At 31.6% G+C, this 21,036-nt stretch carries 19 protein-coding genes and 1 riboswitch; of the genes, 16 read left to right on the forward strand and 3 right to left on the reverse strand.

All coding sequences use genetic code 11. The features are described 5' to 3' along the window. Positions 1-13: 13 nt before the first annotated feature. The 3 genes from feoB to HNR33_RS14645 all read left to right on the forward strand — a co-directional run bounded on the left by feoB (position 14) and on the right by HNR33_RS14645 (position 3,107). Positions 14-2,062 carry a ferrous iron transport protein B gene (feoB, locus tag HNR33_RS14635; protein ID WP_429084654.1) on the forward strand — a complete coding sequence of 683 codons (2,049 nt, stop codon included), beginning with the start codon at positions 14-16 and terminating at the stop codon, positions 2,060-2,062. 13 nt (positions 2,063-2,075) lie between these two features. Continuing rightward, on the forward strand, positions 2,076-2,237 hold the full coding sequence (locus tag HNR33_RS14640) for a FeoB-associated Cys-rich membrane protein (protein WP_429084656.1): 162 nt from the start codon (positions 2,076-2,078) through the stop codon (positions 2,235-2,237). A gap of 183 nt (positions 2,238-2,420) precedes the next feature. Next, positions 2,421-3,107 carry a TVP38/TMEM64 family protein gene (locus HNR33_RS14645; protein WP_429084658.1) on the forward strand — a complete coding sequence of 229 codons (687 nt, stop codon included), beginning with the start codon at positions 2,421-2,423 and terminating at the stop codon, positions 3,105-3,107. Between the two features lie 85 nt (positions 3,108-3,192). Here HNR33_RS14645 and HNR33_RS14650 read toward each other — a convergent pair whose 3' ends face one another. Continuing rightward, positions 3,193-4,134: a calcium/sodium antiporter gene (locus HNR33_RS14650; protein WP_429084660.1), complete on the reverse strand. Its 942-nt coding sequence runs from the start codon at positions 4,132-4,134 to the stop codon at positions 3,193-3,195. Positions 4,135-4,356: 222 nt separating this feature from the next. Here HNR33_RS14650 and HNR33_RS14655 point away from each other — a divergent pair, with 222 nt between their 5' ends. From HNR33_RS14655 to HNR33_RS14670, 4 genes are all read left to right on the forward strand, one after another. Continuing rightward, positions 4,357-5,664: a hypothetical protein gene (locus tag HNR33_RS14655; protein ID WP_429084662.1), complete on the forward strand. Its 1,308-nt coding sequence runs from the start codon at positions 4,357-4,359 to the stop codon at positions 5,662-5,664. After that, positions 5,661-5,822: a hypothetical protein gene (locus HNR33_RS14660; RefSeq protein WP_429084664.1), complete on the forward strand. Its 162-nt coding sequence runs from the start codon at positions 5,661-5,663 to the stop codon at positions 5,820-5,822. Before HNR33_RS14655 ends, HNR33_RS14660 begins: the two co-directional genes overlap by 4 nt. Positions 5,823-6,009: 187 nt before the next feature. Continuing rightward, positions 6,010-7,125 carry a metallophosphoesterase gene (locus HNR33_RS14665; RefSeq protein ID WP_429084666.1) on the forward strand — a complete coding sequence of 372 codons (1,116 nt, stop codon included), beginning with the start codon at positions 6,010-6,012 and terminating at the stop codon, positions 7,123-7,125. Between the two features lie 223 nt (positions 7,126-7,348). After that, positions 7,349-8,719, forward strand: a complete 1,371-nt coding sequence (locus HNR33_RS14670; RefSeq protein ID WP_429084668.1) for an MATE family efflux transporter — start codon at positions 7,349-7,351, stop codon at positions 8,717-8,719. Between the two features lie 53 nt (positions 8,720-8,772). On the opposite strand, the gene HNR33_RS14675 is transcribed toward HNR33_RS14670, so the two are convergent. Next, complete coding sequence (locus HNR33_RS14675; RefSeq protein WP_429084670.1) at positions 8,773-9,972, reverse strand: cation:proton antiporter; 1,200 nt, start codon at positions 9,970-9,972, stop codon at positions 8,773-8,775. A gap of 113 nt (positions 9,973-10,085) precedes the next feature. Beyond that, positions 10,086-10,150, reverse strand: a riboswitch (Fluoride riboswitch). A gap of 161 nt (positions 10,151-10,311) precedes the next feature. Here HNR33_RS14675 and HNR33_RS14680 point away from each other — a divergent pair. Continuing rightward, the gene (locus tag HNR33_RS14680; RefSeq protein WP_429084672.1) at positions 10,312-11,055 is read left to right on the forward strand and encodes a polysaccharide deacetylase family protein; all 744 of its coding nucleotides are present in this window, start codon (positions 10,312-10,314) and stop codon (positions 11,053-11,055) included. Positions 11,056-11,193: 138 nt separating this feature from the next. Here HNR33_RS14680 and HNR33_RS14685 read toward each other — a convergent pair whose 3' ends face one another. After that, positions 11,194-11,811, reverse strand: coding sequence for a S8 family serine peptidase (locus tag HNR33_RS14685; RefSeq protein WP_429084674.1), 618 nt, complete (start codon positions 11,809-11,811; stop codon positions 11,194-11,196). A gap of 159 nt (positions 11,812-11,970) precedes the next feature. On the opposite strand from HNR33_RS14685, the gene HNR33_RS14690 reads away from it, so the two are divergent. The 8 genes from HNR33_RS14690 (at position 11,971) to HNR33_RS14725 (ending at position 21,026) form a co-directional block, all read left to right on the forward strand. Continuing rightward, a complete protein-coding gene (locus tag HNR33_RS14690) occupies positions 11,971-12,792 on the forward strand; it encodes a peptidase MA family metallohydrolase (RefSeq protein ID WP_429084676.1) in 822 nt (273 codons plus the stop codon). A gap of 400 nt (positions 12,793-13,192) precedes the next feature. Next, positions 13,193-13,882 carry a response regulator YycF gene (yycF, locus tag HNR33_RS14695; RefSeq protein ID WP_429084678.1) on the forward strand — a complete coding sequence of 230 codons (690 nt, stop codon included), beginning with the start codon at positions 13,193-13,195 and terminating at the stop codon, positions 13,880-13,882. Between the two features lie 4 nt (positions 13,883-13,886). After that, a complete protein-coding gene (locus HNR33_RS14700) occupies positions 13,887-15,686 on the forward strand; it encodes a sensor histidine kinase (RefSeq protein WP_429084680.1) in 1,800 nt (599 codons plus the stop codon). A 113-nt stretch (positions 15,687-15,799) separates the two neighbouring features. Then, complete coding sequence (locus HNR33_RS14705) at positions 15,800-16,387, forward strand: hypothetical protein (RefSeq protein WP_429084681.1); 588 nt, start codon at positions 15,800-15,802, stop codon at positions 16,385-16,387. Between the two features lie 34 nt (positions 16,388-16,421). Continuing rightward, positions 16,422-17,858, forward strand: coding sequence for a hypothetical protein (locus HNR33_RS14710; RefSeq protein ID WP_429084683.1), 1,437 nt, complete (start codon positions 16,422-16,424; stop codon positions 17,856-17,858). Between the two features lie 25 nt (positions 17,859-17,883). Continuing rightward, positions 17,884-18,723 (forward strand): two-component system regulatory protein YycI, encoded by an 840-nt coding sequence (gene yycI, locus HNR33_RS14715; RefSeq protein ID WP_429084685.1) that lies wholly within the window; start codon positions 17,884-17,886, stop codon positions 18,721-18,723. A 110-nt stretch (positions 18,724-18,833) separates the two neighbouring features. Continuing rightward, positions 18,834-20,090, forward strand: coding sequence for a UDP-N-acetylglucosamine 1-carboxyvinyltransferase (murA, locus tag HNR33_RS14720; protein ID WP_429084686.1), 1,257 nt, complete (start codon positions 18,834-18,836; stop codon positions 20,088-20,090). 138 nt (positions 20,091-20,228) lie between these two features. Beyond that, a complete protein-coding gene (locus HNR33_RS14725) occupies positions 20,229-21,026 on the forward strand; it encodes an MBL fold metallo-hydrolase (RefSeq protein WP_429084688.1) in 798 nt (265 codons plus the stop codon). Positions 21,027-21,036: the final 10 nt, after the last annotated feature.

The following is a 21,036-nucleotide window of genomic DNA, read 5'->3' on the forward strand; positions in this document are numbered from 1 at the left end:
AGGAGGAGATAGAATGAGTGGCAAAATTAACATAGCACTAGCAGGGAATCCTAACAGTGGGAAAACAACCCTGTTTAACGCATTAACTGGTGCTAAGCAATATGTTGGGAACTGGCCGGGAGTTACTGTAGAAAAGAAGGAAGGAAAATTCAAATATAAGGATAAAGAAGAAGTATTAGTTACTGATTTACCAGGAACCTACAGTTTATCGCCGTACTCTATGGAGGAAGTAATTGCTAGAAACTATGTTGTAGACAACCAGCCAGATGTAGTGGTTAACATTGTAGATGCTTCTAATATTGAAAGGAATTTATACTTAACTATTCAGTTAATTGAACTTGGAAGACCGGTAGCTATAGCATTAAACATGATGGATCTAGCTGAGAGAAAAGGTTATCAAATTGATATAGATAAGCTGTCTAAATTATTAGGGGTGCCAGTTGTTCCTATCACTGCAAGTAAAAAAAAGGGAATAGAAAATATAGCTGACACTGTTATAAATCTGGCTAAAAAAAAGATTGAATACAATCCAACTGCAATTAAGTATGAAAATAATATTGAGAAAAAGATACAAGTAATATCTGATTCTTTAAAAGATAATCCTAAAATTGAGAGATATAACCTTAGATGGCTAGCATTAAAAGTAATAGAAGAAGATGAGGCTGTGTTTAAATTATTGGACAAAAATTTGTTTGAGGAAGCATCTGCTCTAGAAGAAGCAGATGCAGAAACAGATTATGATTACGAGTCAATAATCGCAGACACGAGATATAAGCTTATAACGGAAGTGATAGGAAAATCTGTAAAAAAGCCTAAAACAGAGAAATTGACTACTTCAGACAAAATAGATAAGGTATTAACGAATAAATGGCTAGGGATACCTATATTTGGAATAATGATGTATATAGTATTTTATCTTACTTTTAATATTGGTAATCTGTTTTTAGACATGATAGATGTATTTTTTAGTGAGACAGTTTCTGGATGGGCAGCAAGTGGCTTAGAAGCTATTGGAGTGGCAGCTTGGTTACAATCCTTAGTAGTTGATGGTATTATTGGAGGTGTAGGTGGGGTACTGACATTCTTACCTAACATAATTATTTTATTCATCTTCATTTCAATACTTGAAGATAGCGGCTATATGGCTAGAGTTGCATTTATTATGGATAGAGCCATGAGAAAGATAGGACTAAATGGTAAAGCATTTATACCTATGTTAATGGGATTTGGCTGTAATGTGCCTGCTATTATGGGAACAAGAACTCTTGAAAATGAAAAAGACAGACTTGCAGCAATATTAATAAATCCATTTATGTCATGTGGAGCTAGACTACCAGTATATGTATTATTTGCGTCAGCATTTTTTGCAGGGTACGAGAGTGTAGTAGTATTTTCATTATATGCTTTAGGTATATTAGTTGCAATAATAGTTGGTTTAATATTTAAGAAAACTTTATTTAAAGGTGAGGGAGCTCCATTTGTTATGGAATTTCCGCCGTATAGAATTCCTACGTTAAAAAGTACATTTATTCACGTGTGGGATAGAGTGAAAGGATACTTAACAAAAGCTGGTACAATAATATTTGCTGCATCTGTAATTCTTTGGTTCATATTGGGGTATAATTTCTCTGGGTCAGTGGAAATTACAGAAAGTATAGGTGCTGGGATAGGAAGAGCCATTGCTCCTATATTTGCTCCATTAGGATTCGGAAATTGGCAGGCATCATTGTCACTACTTACAGGGTTAGCTGCAAAAGAGGTTGTAATTAGCAATATGGCTATAATATATGGATTGGGAGATGCAGTAGCTGAGGCAGTATTAGAAGGAGAATTAGGAGCATTCGGACCATTATTGTCTTCAACCTTTAACCAGCTTTCAGCATATGCTTTTATGGTATTTGTTCTCTTATATACACCTTGTGTTGCAGTAATTGGTGTAATTAAAAGAGAGACAAATTCTTGGAAATGGACTGCTTTTTCTGTCTTTTATCAATTTGGAGTAGCATGGGTTGTTGCTATGTTAGTATTCCAAGTTGGAAGATTTATTGGAATTGGTATTTAAAGGAGAGGATATTATGAATGTTGGATCTATGGTAACTGTTGTCTTAACTGTTGCTATATTCGGATATGGTCTTTATGCACTAATAAAGAGTGTGAAGAAGACATCAAAAGGTGAATGCGTAGGCTGTAGCGGCTGTAGCCATAGCGGAAGCTGTAGTATGAGCAATGAAAAGTAGTTTAATAAATGATTTATTGCAAAAAACCATTCGTGATGAGTTACGAATGGTTTTTTGATGAAAAGGCAAAGCATATTATAAATTTATAAATATCTTAAGTAAATTCTAAGATTTACTTAAGATGATTATAATAATTAAACTATATAATAAGTTTAACAAAAAACTTATTATAAGGAGAAACAAATGTTAAAAAAGAATACTGTGGTTAAATTAGTTATATTTGCAATAATTATTGGAATTATTGCGTACTTTTTTTGTAATGGAGATTTATATGATTCAATCAAAAACATATTTTCATCTCCAGCATCATTTAAAGACTTTGTAGCAAAACAAGGAGCTTTCGCACCAGTTGTATTTTTCTTCATACAAATAGGGCAAGTTATTATATCACCTATACCAGGCAATCTCACTGCACTTGCTGGAGGAGCTATGTTTGGGGGATGGACAGCATCATTATTAAGTGGCTCAGCAATAATAATTGGGTCAGTTATTGCATTCTTTCTTGCTAGAGCCTTTGGAAGACCTTTAGTTATAAAGCTTATTGGCAAGTCTATTTTTGATAAGTATAGCAATGTATTTATAGGGAAATCTGCTTTAAATTTATTTATTCTTTTTTTTCTACCTTTCTTTCCCGATGATGCACTATGCTTTTTAGCAGGAATGTCTAATATAAGCGTTAGATTGTTCTTAGCACTGACTATAGTTGGAAGACTACCAAGCATAATTTTCGCATCGTTTGCAGGTGATGGTGTAATTTCTTTGTCTACTACTTCTTGGATAGTAGTAGGAATAATATCAGTAATAGCAATATTTTTGTCATTACGGTATAGTAAAAATATTGAAAAATGGTTACATGCTAGACAAAATTAATACTAATATCAATAGTTTCCTTTTTAGTAGAGTTTCACAGAGAATAAAAAGAATATTAAAAGCTCCTAATGGATGCAGGGAATTATTAATTGAATAATATCAGGATATACGTAAAATACCCAACTAAAAGAATAACAGATTGCAATCGTCCTATCTTTTTAGTAAATATGGTAGGTAAAATAAGAAACAAATTTATTATAATTGAGACTGGAGTATCAAAGTAATATGTTTGATCTGTTATTTCTAATGTTCCAAACTGAGAAGAAACGCCTATAACCATACAAATATTAAGTATATTTGCTCCTATTATATTTCCTATTGAAAGTCCAGAATGACCTTTAAATAAAGCTGTTATGGCTGTAACTAGTTCAGGCAAAGAAGTTCCAAGTGATATTAAGGTAAGACTTATAATGGCTTCGGGAACCCCCCAAGCCTTTGCCAATGTTACTCCATGAGTTATTAGTAAATCTGCACCAAATAGGATTAAGACAATACCAAAAATAAACTGAATCACTTGTTTCACAGATTCTTTATAATCAGGTATTTCTCGTACCTTCAATTTCTTCTTATCTTGTTTTTTATATCTAACAATAAATATGTTAAAAAGAATATAAGCAAATAATAAAAATAACAGGATAATAGAAGATCTGAGTCCTATTACTCTATTTTTTGATAAAATCCAGAAAAATAATAAATATGAGATCATTATCAAACCTTTAAAAGAGAAGACGGTAGACTCTACTTTTGAAGGTTTTATTAAGTTGTAAATACCTAATACAAGACCAGTATTACAGATTGTCGATCCTATAGCATTTCCAATAGCCATGGAAGGCTGTCCTTGGATTGCTGACAGAGTAGACACTATTGTTTCTGGAAATGTTGTAGCTAAGCTGACAATAGTAGCTCCGATAATTACTTCTGGCAACTGAGTAACTCTGGCAACCCAAGTTGCCGAATCTACAAAATAATCTCCTCCTTTAATTATAAGAATCAAACCAGCAACAAAAAAGAAATATGTAGCAAACATTATGATATTCCCCCAACTACTAATTTAAAGTACATTTCAAAGACTATCCGTATATATTCTATTGCTCTAAAATAGTTATTATTACCCTAAAACTGAATTCAAAGAATTATAAAGCTTTCATTTAGTAAATAAATAAAATTCGATAAAAAAGTAAATTTATTTACAAGATATTTATTCTATGATACTATAAAATTAGAAATAAAAATAAAAAGGTTGATAGACATGGAAATATCGATAGGTCAAAATCTCAGACAGATTAGAAAAAAATACGGAATTAGACAGCATGAAATCAGTGGAGGAGAAGTAACAAGAAATCTAATAAGCTTAATTGAGAATGGTAAGACACCACTTCATGAAAGAGTAGCTAAATTGATTGCTAAAAATATTAACGAAATTAATGAGCAAAAAAATAATAGTGTATATGTAGACTATAAAGATCTATTGGAGCCAAAAAGAGTTAAGGCTAAAGAACAGGCAGATGTTTTAGTAAATAAGCTAAAGAGGCGTATCAAAGATAAGGATTTTAAAGACTTAGAACAAGATATTAATGATATAGAGCTATTTTTTGAAGAATGGAGTATTTTAGAAAAAAAAGCTGAGCTGTATGAACTGCTAGGAGATATATTTTATTTACAAAAGGACAGAATTAATGAGTATAGCTATTATACGAAAGCTTTTGAAGCTTGTTTTTCTCTGCCTTATAGAAGAAAGAAATATGAACTTGTACTAAAGTTAGGTGCTGCTTGTATTGGTTTAACAAAATATGAAGAAGCTATAAGACTAAATAGCTTAGCAATAAATTCTTTTGATATATGCTCTGAGAAAGTAATCGCAAGCTTATATTACAATAATGCTTTAGCATATAAAAAAATGAATTTGTTTAGTGATGCACTTAAATGTATACAACAAGCAGAAAAACATATATACAAAGATGAGTACACAGTTATTAAAACTATTTTAATATTAAAGGGTAATTGTTATAAGGATACTCATCAGTATGATAAAGCAATAAAAATATATGAAACACTTATTTCTATGTGTGAAGCTGAAGATGATTTTGAAAACTTGTGCATTATATATATCAACATGATAGAATTATTTAAATCAACTGGTTCTATAGCAAATGTATTAGAATGTAAGAATAAAGTTATGGACTTGTTAGAAAAGGTTGATCAAAATAGCCCGTATATAGTAGATGTTTTTTTTGAATTAGCATTAGCGTTAAAGTATTTAGATGATATTAGTTCGGCAGAAAGATTCTTATTAACGGCATTAGAGTATTCAGAGCTAAATATGCAGAATAAAAAAAAAATAGAAATATTAATATTGCTATTTGATATATACTATTCAACTAGTAATATCAGTGGCATAGAAAGAATAGAGAATAATATTATAAATGTATTAGATGATTATTCACTCGATAATACTACTAAACTACTACTCAAGCTAATCTTATTTAACCTTCAGTGTGAAAATGTTGAAGAAGTTAAGATACAAATAAGAAAGTTATTAAAGGAGGGAAACAAATGAAATCTAAAAAAATAATTTTGTCTTTATGTGCAACTGCTATACTATCTTTAAGTATTTTTAATCTTTCTCTAATTGGCAACTATGGCATAGACCCAGAGCCTACAAGACCTTCAGGAATTATAGCTTATGGCATAGATCCAGAACCTACAAGACCTTAATAATTTAAAATTTAGATATAAAGAATGCTTAGTATCATATATTTTTTATAAGATAGCTACATATTTTTTTTGAAAACCTCCTAAATTTCAGGAGGTTTTTTGTTATATTTATTTTTAAAGTCGTAGGATTTTAATCATATAAATGTTAAAATAGTACATTAATAGAATCAAAAAAGGAGAAAAATATATGAAAGTAAAAGACAGAATTATTGAACATAATCATAGTGAAGATTATCGTTTGATTGCTATAAGTGATATTCATGGAGGCGCACATCTATTCAGAGAGCTAATAGAAAAGGTTGGACTAAGGGACAGCGATTACCTAGTTATCATAGGAGATTTTCTTGAGAAAGGCGAATATAATAAACAAATATTAGATGAAATGAAGAAGCTATATAATAAAGATAGAAGATTTATATTATCAGGTAATTGTGAAGCATTTGTTGCAGAGCTATTGCTACAGGGAACCCAAGCTGAGAGAATGCTATCATATATAAAGAATAAGCCCTATAAAAGTATACTAGACGATTGGATAGAAGATCTAGATATCAATATAAATAATATAAGTGAAGCTAGGCTGCTCCAAACACTATTACATGAAAGAAATGACAAAGATATTGATTTTATTAATTCCCTCCCAATTGCATTGGAATTTGATAATTTCATATTTGTCCATGGCGGAATAGAGAATAGAAGTGACTGGAAGGAGTCAAACTATGAAACTCTTATTGAATGTAAAGAGTTTTATAAAGGTGAACATAGAAGTGACAAAACCGTTGTAGTAGGACATTGGCCTACATCAAATTATAGAGTCTACAGTAATAACGGGGATGTAATAATAGACAACGATAAAAAAATCCTATGTATTGATGGTGGATACTGCGTAAAAACAAATGGGCAAATAAACGCATTGATCATTGAAAAAACAGATAGCAAATACAGGTTTTTTAGTGAAAGCGTTAATATTTTTAATAAATATATTGTTGAGCAAAAAAATATCGGCACACAGGAGTTGCCTAATAAGCTTGCGTGGCCCAATAATCACATAGAAATTATTAAGCCAGATGCAGAATTTTCATTATGTAGAAGGCTAGACACTAAGGAATTGATAAGTATAAAAAATGAACTTATAAGTGTTGATGGAGATACTTATTATTGCAATCAAGACTATCAAGAATACTTTTTAACTGTAGAAGTAGGGGATGTGATTTCAGTAGTTGATATCTATGGTGATTATGCTCTAGCAGAATTTAATGGTGAGTTTGGATGGATAGAATCTAACAAAATTACTTTAGTAGATTGATAGTATATGATACAATATCAGTGAAATTTAGCTAGAAATATTCAAGCTTTATGGTATAATAATTTAAAAGAAGATACAACATAAGGAACATAACAAGTTCCTATAAGTGAAGAAGCAAACCACTTTGAAAAAACTTCAGAGTGGTTATTTTTTGCCTTATTTTAGAGTTTGACAACTGAGTCATAAGAAGTTTGATAAAAATTTTTAGGGAGTGAATGGTATAATGCAAAAAACAACTGTAACATTATCCTATGATTCAGGATTTTATAAAACATTGTTCAAAATAGCTTTACCAATAGTAATGCAGAATTTTATTGCAGCATCTCTTAACATGGTGGATACAGTGATGATAGGAGAAGTCGGTGAAGCTGAGATTGCAGCTGTAGGAATAGCTAACCAATTTTTCTTTTTATTCACTTTGATTATTATGGGGATATATAGTGGATGTGGAATATTCATATCTCAATTTTGGGGCAATAGAGACGAGAAGAATATTAAGAGAATATTAGGGCTTTCATTAATCACTGGAGTTGGAATCGCTATTATATTTACTATTACAGCTTTATTTATGCCTGAAAAGATAATGCAGATATTTAACAAAGACCCACATGTCATATCTCTAGGAGCAAAATATCTAAGAGTTGTATGTCTAAGCTATATTCTTACATCAGTGACTTTTGCTTACAGTATGGCTTCTAGATGTATTGAAAGAACTATATTACCTATGATTGTTAGCTCTTTGGCACTTCTAGCTAATACGGTTTTTAACTATATGTTTATATTTGGTAACTTTGGAGCACCTGCTTTAGGGGTAGAAGGAGCAGCTTTAGCAACACTTATTTCTAGAATAATAGAGACATCAATATTAGTAGGATATATCTATATAAGCAAGGACATTCTATCGGCAAAAGGCCGTGAATTATTAGATATTGATAAAATCTTTATGAGCAAAGCCTTTCATACAATTATACCAGTAGTATTAAACGAGATGTGTTGGGGATTAGGAGCAGTTGTATACTCTATAGCATATGGAAGAATAGGAACCCAGGCTATGGCTGCAGTTCAGATATGTAATACAGTGCAAAATCTATATATGGTATTAGTTTTTGGCATGGCTAGTGCAGCAGCAGTTATGATTGGAAATCAAGTAGGCGCTGGTGACGAAGATACTGGGAAAAGATATGCAAATAAGTTTTCCGTGCTGGGGTGTGTTGTAGGGGTGTTTTTAGCAGGTTTAATTGCACTAAGTGCAAAACCAGTACTTACATTATTTAATGTATCAGAAACTGTGCTTCATGATAGTCTGATGATATTATATATAACAGCGTTAATAATGATAGTTAGGGTTTTCAATATAATATTAATCGTGGGAATACTAAGAGGTGGTGGAGATGCTAGATATTCTCTAAAACTTGAGGCATTTACTATGTGGGGAATAGGAGTACCGTTATCTTTTATAGGGGCATTTTGGATTAAATTGCCTATATATGGAGTTGTTGCACTTGTAACTGCTGAAGAAATAGTGAAATGCATTTTTGGTATAGTTAGACTTAAATCAAACGCTTGGATGAGAAGAGTCATACACAATATGTAAATATATCAATAGCCTGGATGATATCTTTTTCACATCCAGGCTATCATTTTATACTACAAGTTTTCTTTAGTATCTGGCTTTGAAAGCCATCTATTACCTGCGAAGTTTATCCCTATAGCTCCAAGAGGAGCTGTTATGATGATAGATAAAACAGCTATAGCTAATATTAAGTCTCCAGATGATACTCCAGCAGATAGTGGAACAGCTCCAATTGCTGCTTGGACAGTTGCTTTTGGCACATATGCTATTACACAAAACAGTCTTTCCTTCCAGCTTAGATCGGTACCTGTTAAAGAAATTACTACTCCTAAACTACGGGCTAGCAACCCTATTAATATAATCAATGCACCAACTAAACCTGAATTCAATGCTACATGTATGTTTACCTGCGCGCCGACAAGAACAAAGAGCAGTATTTCAGCAAATACCCATATTTTATTAAACTTGCTTGCTAGCCTATTTGCTACGCCTGAATGCTTTTCTAAAAGTATAAATCCTATTGTCATAACCCCCAATAAGCTAGCTATTGGGATAATATTTTTAAGCGCATCTTCTAGACTTGTAAATACTATTGCTACTCCAATCAATATCAATACTTTTTTAGTATCCCGCATATGATACTTTCTAAATATGTAAATCATAATAAATCCTATTATAACGCCTAATAGTACTCCTAATACAATTGATATAGGTATATCAAGTATTTTCATTGCTATATTTACCTGACCACCACCGTATAGCCCCAAGAAAGTAGAAAATAATGTTATAGCAAATACATCATCTATAGATGCACCAGCTAAAATAAGAGTTGGAATGTTTTTATCAGCACCGATTTTATTTTGAATAAAGTTAAGCATTTGAGGAACAACAACTGCCGGAGATACTGCAGCAACAATAAAACCAAGCATCCCAGCCTCTACTATGGGTATACCAAGAAGTTTGTTTGATACAAGCATTATAGTAAATCCCTCTAACAGTCCAGGAACACAGCTCATCTTCAATGCTGGAATTCCTATTTTGTTAAGAGTTTCCTTCTTTATGCCTAATCCTGCTCTCAATAATATAATTATAAGAGCTATCCTTCTTAAATCGGATGAAATTTTTAGAATATCTCCACTAATAAAATTAGCTCCATAAGGACCGATTATTATTCCCAAAATTAACATTCCTAGTAAACCGGGAAGCTTTAGCCTGTCAAATACTTTATTGAAACCTAGTCCTAATAATATGATTATACCTAGACTTAATGCCATATATCTCATCCTTTCAAGTTCTGTAATATTATTTTTGACAAAATCATTACTTTAATAACATATACCAATCTTTTTATATAAGAAAAGAAAAAGCTCCTACTTAGACTGATGCAGTCTAAGTAGGAGCCATCAATTGCATGTGCAATAATTAAAGGCGAGCTCCATCACCTATAATATACTATTTCATTATACTAATAACAATAAATAAAATCAATAACAATAAATGAATTCCTTTTGCATTTAGCATATTGCGATAAATATTTTAATAATTATATTAATAGGTTTTATCTAAGTTCTATGCAAGAATTTTTTTTATTATTTAAATAAGGAGAAATTAATATGACCTATAAACGAGCCAGAAATTTTTTTATGATAATTATAATTATTTTTATATGTATTATGCTTCTAATAATATATCATAAGGATGAAAAAACACTTTTAAGTACAAACAGCACGTTTAAATATCCAGTTGAAGTTGTACAACATGGACCAAGAGATAAAAAAGTAGTAGCACTGACATTTGATGATGGTCCTCATCCGATATATACTACAGAAATACTTGATATACTTAGGCAATATAAAGCTAAAGCAACTTTCTTCATATTAGGTAGACATGCAGAATTTCACCCAGAGCTCATATTGAGAGAAAGTAAGGAAGGACATGAGATTGGAGTTCACAGCTTTAACCATATAAATATAAGTAAAGAAAAAGAAGAAACGGTTAGGGAAGAGTTTGAAAAAACACAAGATATAATTTACAAAATAACTGGCAAGAAATCGAAAGTTTTCAGACCCCCTTATGGTATCCAAAACGACATAGTTTTTAAGATTGCAGACGAGAATAATTGTAGTGTCATACTTTGGACCTATTATCAGGATTCGCGAGATTGGAGTAATCCTGGTATAGATAAAATAATCGATACAGTTCTTTCACAGATTCAAAATGGTGATATAGTATTATTTCATGACCACAATGAGGCAGAAGAGAGTCAGACAGTAGAGGCTTTAAAAATAATATTACCTGAGCTAATAGAAAAGGGATACAGATTTGTAACTATTTCAGAGCTATTGGATATGGAATAGAAAATCATTATACTAAATGCATTACCGATATATTACAAATAATCCAAAAAAAATATTAAAGTTTTTGGAACAAAAGATTTAATATAAACGTCATATATTACATATTTGATGTTGTATAAATGGGTTAGATAATTGCTTTTATACGTGCATAGCAGATACTATGTCAGAGGTATTACCGCTACCATTTTCATCTAATGCTTTCACACCTAGTATATTTGCTCCAGGTGCGATTCCAGAATACTTGCCATTTGATGAAAAACCATTTGAAGCTATGATACCTGAAACATGAGTACCATGACCATTGTCATCATAAGGCTTAGTCTTATCGTTTACAAAATCTTTAAAGCCTATTATTCTGTTTCTAGGTCTTACTAAATCATTATGTGGAGCGACCCCTGTATCTATAACTGCAACAGTAACTCCTTCCCCACTTAAGCCTTTGCTATGAGGGAAGCTGCTTCTTATTGAAGCATTAGCAATATCTAATAACGCGAAAACTTTAGAATCAAAACTTATATACTCAATATTTGGGTCTCTAGATAATTTGTATATCTCTGCTAGGCTCATATTGCATGCAACACCGCCAACTAGAGGAAGGTTGCGTTTTACTTTATCTGACATGTTGCAGACTAAGCTGCTGAGTCTCTCTTCATCTTTGTCTATAACCCTTACTATTACAGGGAGTTCTTCATTAGATTGAGTTTGTAGCTTTGCACTTATAACAGGACATATTTTGGTATTCCTCATTCTTCTCATTTAATTCACCTTCCTATGTTTTAGTTTATGCAGTATATAACTAAAATGTTAATAAAAAAAGGCAAAATGGGAAAAAAGCATCAAGTTTACATAATGCGATATATTATGTTATAATAATAGCATTCCCTCATACATACCAATTAGAAAGGGGGAATACCTATGAAGATGTTTAGAATGAAGAGGAAGGGGCTTGTAGTACTTCTAGGTCTAATATTAGTGATACTTTTTATAAGTAGTTATAGGTATGTAAAAGTATCTTTATATCCTGTTATAAAACATATCGAAAAAAATAGAATATTAAGCAATGTAGAAAAATATAACATAGTTGATACTGAACACTTTACAATTAGATATAATTCTGATGATCATGAAGCAGCTGAGTTGACTGCAAACATATCAGAAAAATATTATGAAGAAGTATGTAAAATGTATGGTTATGAGCCTAAAGATAAAGTTAATATTGTGATATATGATGATAAAAAAACTATTCTTAAAAATACTAGACTAAACAAATCTACTTCACCTATTGGAATATATTATAGCGGAGTTATAAACGTATTGTCTCCCAAACTTTGGATAGATGATAAGAGTGATCTTAGTAAAATATATGAAATAAATGGTCCAGTTGTTCATGAATTTGCTCATCTTATAATTGATGAGATGACTAATGGAAATTATCCTATGTGGCTGACTGAAGGAATGGCACTTTATACTGAATATAAAACAACTGGATTCGAATGGTCAAACGATAACTTAAGTCATGAAGAAGTATCGATAGAAGATTTAGATACTAGATTTGATGAGATAGATCAAAGCACTGCCTATAGGAAGTCGTTTGAAGTAGTAAGAAGCATATCAGAAACATGGGGATTTAATAAATTAAAGCTTATTCTAGATACGTTAGGAAAAGGTAGCAGTATAAATGGATCAGTAAAAGCAGTTTTAAAGTCAGACCTTTACGAGATAAAAATAACTTATTAGACACGACAGAAATCTACATGTTTTTTTGAAGTTATAAGATAAATTAAAAATATAAAGTCAACCAAATAAAAAACATAAGTGGTTGACTTTATATATGAAAATTATGGGGGATGGAGATTTATGAAAAATATTTCATATCCATCAGAATACTACTGTATTCTACATTCATTTTAACTTCTATGTCATAATTTGTATACAGGTCAATAGTCCTATTGTGGTTTTAATATGGACAAGTATATTTTTAAAGATATGCTAATTTACTAAAATAGAATGATATATTTTATTGTGAATTATCCCTTCCAGTTGGAAGGAAAAATGCTAGTAATATAGAACTAATATATAATTGAAGTTTAAATTTGTTGATAGGCAAAAAAATTATTACATAGATGAGGTGAATACTTTGAATAAGAAAATACTTGTTGTAGACGATGAAAAGCCTATAGCAGATATATTAAATTTTAATCTTCAGAAAGAAGGCTATGATGTAATAGTTGCATATGATGGGCAAGACGCTGTTTCAAAAGCATTTAGTGAGAAACCAGATTTAATATTATTAGATGTTATGCTTCCTAAAAAGGATGGCTTCCAAGTACTGAGGGAAATTAGGCAGAAACTACAAACGCCAGTATTAATGCTAACAGCTAAAGAAGAGGAAGTCGATAAAGTTTTAGGGCTTGAGCTTGGTGCAGATGATTACATAACAAAACCATTTAGCATTAGAGAGCTTATAGCGAGAGTGAAAGCTAATTTAAGAAGAACTGAGTTATCAAATATTGATTCAAGTAGTGAATTAATAATTTCTGGTAACTTAGCAATAGATATAAACAAATATGAGGTAAAAAAAGAAAATCAAATAATAGAACTTACACTTAGAGAGTTCGAACTTTTAAAATTTCTAGCTGCTAGGTCAGAGCAAGTTTTTTCAAGAGAACAATTGCTTGAAGAAGTGTGGGGATATGAGTACTACGGAGACATAAGAACCGTTGATGTTACTATAAGACGATTGAGGGAAAAAGTGGAGGATGAATCCGGCAACTATAAATATATTCTTACCAAACGAGGTGTTGGATACTACTTTAGGAGGGACTAAGAAGATGTTTAAAAGTATTAGGTGGAAATTTATAACAGTATATTTCCTCCTGGTTTTTATTGCTATGGTAATAGTAATGGCATTTATAATTCAGAAGTTTGAGGGCCATTACCTTAAACAAACAGCTAATACGATGGAAGCAAGAGTAAGAAATCTTGTAAATAGATCTGATAGCATCTCAAAAGATGATGATTGGAATTCTGTAAAAAAACAGATTCAAAAGGATGTTAAAAATCAACCCGTATATGTAACTGAAATAATATATGTAATAGATAGTTCAGATTTATCTATGATTATTGCAAGTAATTCGAGTAATTCAAAAATAATCGGGCAAAGTGCTTATAATGTAAAGCAAATAGATCAAAAGCTTATTATTGATGCAAAAAAGGGTGAAAAGCAAGAAGGATTAAGCTATTTAGAAGGTACTAACAATAAAATTAAGCATCTTGCATATCCTGTGTTAAACGAAGAAGGAAGAGTTAAAGGGGTTGTTTACATTACATCTGATTTAAAGGATATGTATAGAACAATAGAAGAATCAAAGACCATTTTAATTAAGGCGACAATATTAGCTCTATTAATAACTGTAATACTAGGTTTTCTTATAGCTAGAAGCATAACTGAACCAATTAACGACGTAACAATAAAGGCTGAAAGGATGGCTAAAGGAGACTTTGATCAAGTAGTCGATGTCAAATCTGATGATGAAATTGGACAGCTTGCAAATATGTTTAATCACTTAACTTTAAAGCTAAAGCATACATTGTCTGAGGTATATAGAGAGAAAAATAAACTCGATACAATATTTACTTATATGGCAGATGGTGTAGTTGCTGTTAATATGGAAGGTGACATAATACATGCTAATCCAATAGCACTGAGCATGCTAAATCTTAGATATGAGGAGCTAAGTAAAACCAAATACGATGAAGTATTTAGAAGGCTAAATAAAAAAGTGACATTGGAATATATTGGAAACAAGCGCAAGTGGAAGGGAAACGAAATTATTGAGGCAAACTCATCAATATATAATGCTAAGTATGCACCATTAAGAAATGAAAAAGATGAGATAAATGGTATGATACTAGTATTACAAGACATCACAGAGCAACAAAAGCTCGAGAATATGAGAAAAGAATTCGTCGCAAATGTATCCCATGAGCTTAAAACACCGATAACTACTATAAAAAGCTATACAGAAACATTGATAGAGGGTGTTCTTGATAACAAAGAACTAGCTACCCAGTTTCTATCAGTTGTTAATGGAGAATGTGATAGAATGGCAAGGATTGTAAGAGATCTTCTGCAGTTATCTAACCTCGATTACAAACAGACTAAGTGGAGCAAAGTGCCATTAGACACTAAACAGCTTTTAGAAAATGTGTACATGAAGGTAAAGATGTCAGCAATGGAGAAGAATCAAAAATTAAGTTTGACAGTCCAAGAAAATATTAGTAACATAATTGCTGATAAAGATGGCGTAGAACAGGTTATACTAAATATAGTTACAAATGCAATAAAATATACGCCTGATAATGGGAGCGTAGATATTAAAGCGACACAAAATGATAGTGAAGTAATAATAAAAGTAAGTGATGACGGTATAGGAATACCTGAAGAAGATATTGATAGAATATTCGAGAGATTTTATAGAGTTGATAAAGCTAGATCAAGAGCATTAGGAGGTACAGGACTAGGATTATCAATTGCAAAGCAGATAATAGAAGCACAAAACGGACGTATTTCAATTAGAAGTAACTATAATGTAGGAACTGAAGTTGATATAGTATTACCAGTAGCATGATTTTTTGGTTAATTTTTGTGTAATTCAAATTTAATTGGTCTGTAATATGTCTGTAATAATAATATTATATAATTATCGTGTGGTATTATATATGGGCATAAGGAGGAGTTGCGATGTTTAAAAAGCTACTTACAGTAGCTATAGTACTTATTGCTATAGGTACTACTGGCACTGTTGGATATGCTGATGGTGGCGATGATACTACTAAAAGTCAAGGGTCTAGCATTGAACAAACTAAGGTTGAACAAACTAAGACTGAGCAAACTAAGGTTGAAGTAGTAGAGCAGAAGGACCTAGAAATAGTAGGCCCAGAAGACAAAAAAACTACAACAAATAACATAGTTTTACTTTCAGGAATTGGAAAAGAAGGGACTAATGTTATTATCGAAGTGTATTCAACTGTTTCTATTAATAAAGATGCATTTACATTAGACAATCTTCCGAAAGACGATGAATATATCTTATTGTGGTCTGAGGACTTTGAGATAACTTCGATCGGAAGTTTTGCAAAAGAGCTAGAACTTAAAAAAGGTTTGTATAAGATAGTATTTAATGTTAAAAAAGATGAAGAAGTAGAGATAAAAGCAATTAGATATATCCAGATAAAGGATATTGAGGAAGTCAAAGAAGCTTTAGAGAATGTTTCTGGTACAAAAACAAAACCTGGCGATACTAATGCTATACAACCGTCAACTAAATAGTTGCTAACAAGTTACTTAGGGAGATGATTATATCATGAAAAGAGAAAGCTTTAAATCCCTGGTACTAGTCGCTTTGGTAGTTATGAGCACTTATTTTATACAACAGATTTGGCTTGATGTTCCTTTTAGTTTACTACCTTTGTTTGGAACGAAAACGGATGATGTTAAAAAGAATAATATGTCGAATATAATAGTTCCAGAAAAATACTTAGTAAACTTTAGTGAGAAAGATCGCACTGTGATTTACTCTGATAAAGATTATAAACTATGGAGCGAAGCTAGAGATATTCTAAAAAAAATATTACAAGAAAAAGAACTAACCGTAGATAAGATAAGTGACGAAGAGTTTATAGCTGTTAATAAGAAATGGTCTATAAACTTTTATTTTTCGGAAGAGGTATATACGTATATAGTCGGTAAAACATTGAATGTAGATATACCTAATCAAGTATATGACAACATGAAGAAATTTGACAGTATTTATTTTTATCTAGGTGAAAAACCGTTTATTACTTTTACTGATGGTACCTATCATCTGAAGGTTACATTTCAAAGCACTAGCATTGATGGCTTAAGACAAATTACTCAAGAGATAGATGGAAGCAACTATACAAAGTACTATTCTTTGACAGAAGTACTACCGGGTGTTCAAAATAATGCATATATTCCATTAACGATGACTTATGGGGTACCTCAGGTATCTGTTAATAATGAGATTGATATTCAGGATGATGCTGAAATAGATAGTATAGCTAAGCTTTTCTTTGATAGGAATATTGATTATATAAGAAGAATTGAAGAAAATGACGGCTCAGTTATATATATTGATAATCAAAAAAATCTTAAGCTTTATACTAATGGTACTATTGAGTACTTTAATGCACTTGACGGAACAATTAATGACAGAAATTTTTACTTAAGCCTTAAAAAAGCAATAGATTTTATTGATAATCACATGGGGTTGCCAAACGATACTTATTTGTCTGATGTAAGAGAAATAGAATTTGAAGATAGAAAAGGATATAAATTTATATTTAGATATAGAATCAATGGGCTGACAGTTGTTTCGGGTCAAAACAAATTATCTGACTTTATAGAGATAGAGATATTTAATGATCAGGTAAAATCATATAAAAGGCGTGTTTGGGTAGCGGATAGCATACATAATACTTACGATACTGACGATGCATATAGAAATATTTTATCTGCATACAATATCATTGAAAAAAAGTTTGACTTCTTAAGAGAAAAATATATAGAAGATAATAAAATGCAAATAAATGAGACAAATAAAGGCGAAATAGATAATATAGTGAAATCGTCAATAAATAATGTTTATTTAGCATACTATGATGATTTGGATGATGCATCAGATATTCTCAAGCCTGTATGGATTATTAATATGGCAGGATATAATTATGCTTTTGATGCTTACGGCGGTTACGAAGAAAACGGGGGGAGTCTAAGGTAAAAACATAGTGGATGGTGAAATATATATGGATTGGTCAAAGGCGAAAAACATACTCATCGTTGCCTTTATTATTACAAATCTTTTTTTAGCATATGTCTTAATTGATACAAAAAGCATAGATAATCCAACTGTAGACAATGAATTTATTACTGATGTAAGGAATCTGCTGCTAGAAAAAGATATTAAAATAGACAGTACAATACCTACAGAAATACCATCTTTACCTTTACTGACTATAGAATATGAAACGTATAAACCTGTTGACTTAGCCAGTAAATTTCTAGGGCAATATACTGCTGAAAATATAGAAGGCAAAGAGTATTATAGAAACGGCGATGAAACACTGATTATTAGCAATGGAAATGAAATAATATATACTGATGATAATAATATAAAAAAAATACAGAGCTTTGAGAAAAAGAATCTGATTAGGATAGCAGAAGATTTCATCAGGAATAAGGGATTTGCATCAGATGATTATAAGCTAAGTGATTTCAGAGAAAATAATGGTGTATATTATATTGAGTTCAATAAAGTCATAAAAGATATGTTTCTTGAAAAAAGCTATATGAAGTTTGATATTGATGCATCAGGAATAAAAAAATTTGAGAGATACTGGATTAGCTCTGCTGAACTAGGAGACAATAATATAGCATTAATGTCAGCTCCAAGAGCTCTACTCAAATTGATAACAATGAAAGATGCTTATGGAAAAACAATTACTGACATATCAACATGTTACTACCTAGATTTACAAAAGCATATGTCTGTTGGAGACCCTAAAAAGATGAAGGGTGGAAAGGCCACGCTTGCATGGAGGGTACAATTTAGTGATGGTACGAAAATTTTTCTAGAAGATAATTAAATAAATAGAGGAATTTTATAATAAAAATAGAAGAAGTATTATACTTGTTCTATTTTTTTATTGTAAGCTAGAAAGAGGGGTGACATATGCTGACCTAGGTCGGTAATGATATGGATAAACTAATTATAGAAGGTGGAGCTAAGCTTAATGGAAAAATTAATATTAGTGGATTTAAGAACGCAGCACTTCCAATTTTAGCTGCTACATTATTAGCAAATGATAGATGTGTTATTGAAAATTTACCTAGAATAAAAGATATATATTATCTGAAGGATATCTTGCAAGAGTTAGGAGCAGAAATAGGAATAGATGAAAACGGTAGCATGTCAATAGATACGAGTACTATTGACAAATGTTCAGCATCATATGATTTAGCAAGAAAAATAAGAGCATCATATTATCTTTTAGGCGCTGGACTTAGTAGGTTTAAAGAATTTGAATCAGCATATCCTGGAGGCTGTGATATTGGTACCAGACCTATTGATCAACATATTAAAGGCTTTGAAGCACTAGGCGCAACTGTGGATATTGAGCATGGAGTTATTAAGTGTAGAGCAGATAAACTTATCGGAACGAGAATTTATTTGGACGTTGTTAGTGTTGGAGCTACAATAAATATAATGTTAGCGGCAACTATGGCTGAAGGAACTACTATAATTGAGAATGCGGCTAAAGAACCTCATATTGTTGATGTTGCCAATTTTTTAAACGTTATGGGGGCTGACGTTAGAGGTGCTGGAACAGATATTATAAAAATAAATGGAGTAGAAAAACTACATGGATGTACATATAGTGTTATTCCTGATCAAATAGAAGCGGGGACGTACATGATTGCAGCAGCAGCTACAGGTGGTGACGTTCTAATCAATAATGTAATACCTAAACACTTAGAATCGATTGTAGCAAAGCTAAGAGAAATTTCTGTGGATGTGGAAGAGTATGATGATTCTATTAGAATTGTATCTGATGGGAAGTTAAAGGGAGTGAGTATTAAAACATTACCATACCCAGGATTTCCTACAGATTTGCAACAGCCAATGACAGTACTTCTCTCTAAAGCTGAAGGAACAAGCATTGTTACTGAAAGTTTATTTGAAGGAAGATTTAAATATGTAGATGAATTGAAAAGAATGGGTGCAAATATAAAAGTAGATGGTAGAACTGCTGTAATAGAGGGCATTACTAAACTAAGTGCTGCTAGAGTAGTTGCTACAGATTTAAGAGCCGGAGCAGCACTTGTTGTTGCTGGATTAATTTCAGATGGTATAACTGAAGTTGATGATGCTTATCATATTGAAAGAGGATATGAAAATCTCGAATCAAAATTAATAAGCCTTGGAGCTAAAATAAAAAGAGTAAAAGAATAGCCGAGAAAACTCGGCTTTTTTCGTTTCTAGTTTTGACCTGAGTAGTAGAAACTCTATCTCAAGTGAGTAATATTTTATGGTATAATTAAAATCATGTACTACTTATTATAATATTAAGAAACAATTGGAGGAAAAATAATGTCATTAAGATTTTGCTCTTTAGCAAGTGGCAGTAGTGGTAACTGCCAATACATTGAAACTGATAAAGTAAGAATATTAATTGATGCAGGACTAAGTGGTAAAAGAGTACAAAACTCACTAGTCTCAATTGGCGTGGACCCGAGCAGTATTGATTGTATGCTAGTAACTCATGAACATAAAGACCACATTAAGGGAATTGGGATATTATCAAGGCGATTTGACTTACCAATATACGCAAATGAGAATACTTGGATAAATATGCAGAGCGAAATTGGTGAAGTCAAAGGGGAACATGTAAAAACATTTAATACTGAAAAAATTTTTGAAATAGGAGATATAGCGGTTCAGCCATTCAAGATATCACATGATGCCAGCGAACCAGTCGGGTACTGCTTTTTTTATAAAGGAGCTAAAATAAGTATAGTTACTGATACTGGATGTGTTGACGAGGAGCTAAAGGGTAAAATCAAAAACTCTCAACTGTTGATGATAGAGTCGAATCATGATACAGAAATGCTGAAGATGGGGAAGTATCCGTGGTTTTTAAAAAAAAGGATACTGGGAGAATACGGACATTTGTCAAATGATGATGCAGGAAGGTTGCTTACAGAAGTATTGTCTGGGAACAATGAGAATATATTACTTGCACACTTAAGCAAAGAAAATAACTTTCCTGAGCTGGCATACCAAACAGTTGCAAATATTCTAACTGAAAAGGGAATAAATATATCTAAAGATGTAAGTTTAGATCTTACTTATAGAGATAAACCGACTAAGGTATATAAACTTTACTAGGTTTAGGAGG

Source organism: Brassicibacter mesophilus, assembly GCF_050433385.1.
Classification (GTDB): Bacteria; Bacillota; Clostridia; order Tissierellales; family Proteiniboraceae; genus Brassicibacter; species Brassicibacter mesophilus.

Bases quoted from the DNA above. Each gene is read 5' to 3' on its own strand.
- feoB (WP_429084654.1), top strand. From the start codon at position 14: ATGAGTGGCAAAATTAACATAGCACTAGCAGGGAATCCTAACAGTGGG.
- HNR33_RS14640 (WP_429084656.1), top strand. From the start codon at position 2,076: ATGAATGTTGGATCTATGGTAACTGTTGTCTTAACTGTTGCTATATTC.
- HNR33_RS14645 (WP_429084658.1), top strand. From the start codon at position 2,421: ATGTTAAAAAAGAATACTGTGGTTAAATTAGTTATATTTGCAATAATT.
- HNR33_RS14650 (WP_429084660.1), bottom strand. From the start codon at position 4,134: ATGTTTGCTACATATTTCTTTTTTGTTGCTGGTTTGATTCTTATAATT.
- HNR33_RS14655 (WP_429084662.1), top strand. From the start codon at position 4,357: ATGGAAATATCGATAGGTCAAAATCTCAGACAGATTAGAAAAAAATAC.
- HNR33_RS14660 (WP_429084664.1), top strand. From the start codon at position 5,661: ATGAAATCTAAAAAAATAATTTTGTCTTTATGTGCAACTGCTATACTA.
- HNR33_RS14665 (WP_429084666.1), top strand. From the start codon at position 6,010: ATGAAAGTAAAAGACAGAATTATTGAACATAATCATAGTGAAGATTAT.
- HNR33_RS14670 (WP_429084668.1), top strand. From the start codon at position 7,349: ATGCAAAAAACAACTGTAACATTATCCTATGATTCAGGATTTTATAAA.
- HNR33_RS14675 (WP_429084670.1), bottom strand. From the start codon at position 9,972: ATGGCATTAAGTCTAGGTATAATCATATTATTAGGACTAGGTTTCAAT.
- HNR33_RS14680 (WP_429084672.1), top strand. From the start codon at position 10,312: ATGACCTATAAACGAGCCAGAAATTTTTTTATGATAATTATAATTATT.
- HNR33_RS14685 (WP_429084674.1), bottom strand. From the start codon at position 11,811: ATGAGAAGAATGAGGAATACCAAAATATGTCCTGTTATAAGTGCAAAG.
- HNR33_RS14690 (WP_429084676.1), top strand. From the start codon at position 11,971: ATGAAGATGTTTAGAATGAAGAGGAAGGGGCTTGTAGTACTTCTAGGT.
- HNR33_RS14700 (WP_429084680.1), top strand. From the start codon at position 13,887: ATGTTTAAAAGTATTAGGTGGAAATTTATAACAGTATATTTCCTCCTG.
- HNR33_RS14705 (WP_429084681.1), top strand. From the start codon at position 15,800: ATGTTTAAAAAGCTACTTACAGTAGCTATAGTACTTATTGCTATAGGT.
- HNR33_RS14710 (WP_429084683.1), top strand. From the start codon at position 16,422: ATGAAAAGAGAAAGCTTTAAATCCCTGGTACTAGTCGCTTTGGTAGTT.
- yycI (WP_429084685.1), top strand. From the start codon at position 17,884: ATGGATTGGTCAAAGGCGAAAAACATACTCATCGTTGCCTTTATTATT.
- murA (WP_429084686.1), top strand. From the start codon at position 18,834: ATGGATAAACTAATTATAGAAGGTGGAGCTAAGCTTAATGGAAAAATT.
- HNR33_RS14725 (WP_429084688.1), top strand. From the start codon at position 20,229: ATGTCATTAAGATTTTGCTCTTTAGCAAGTGGCAGTAGTGGTAACTGC.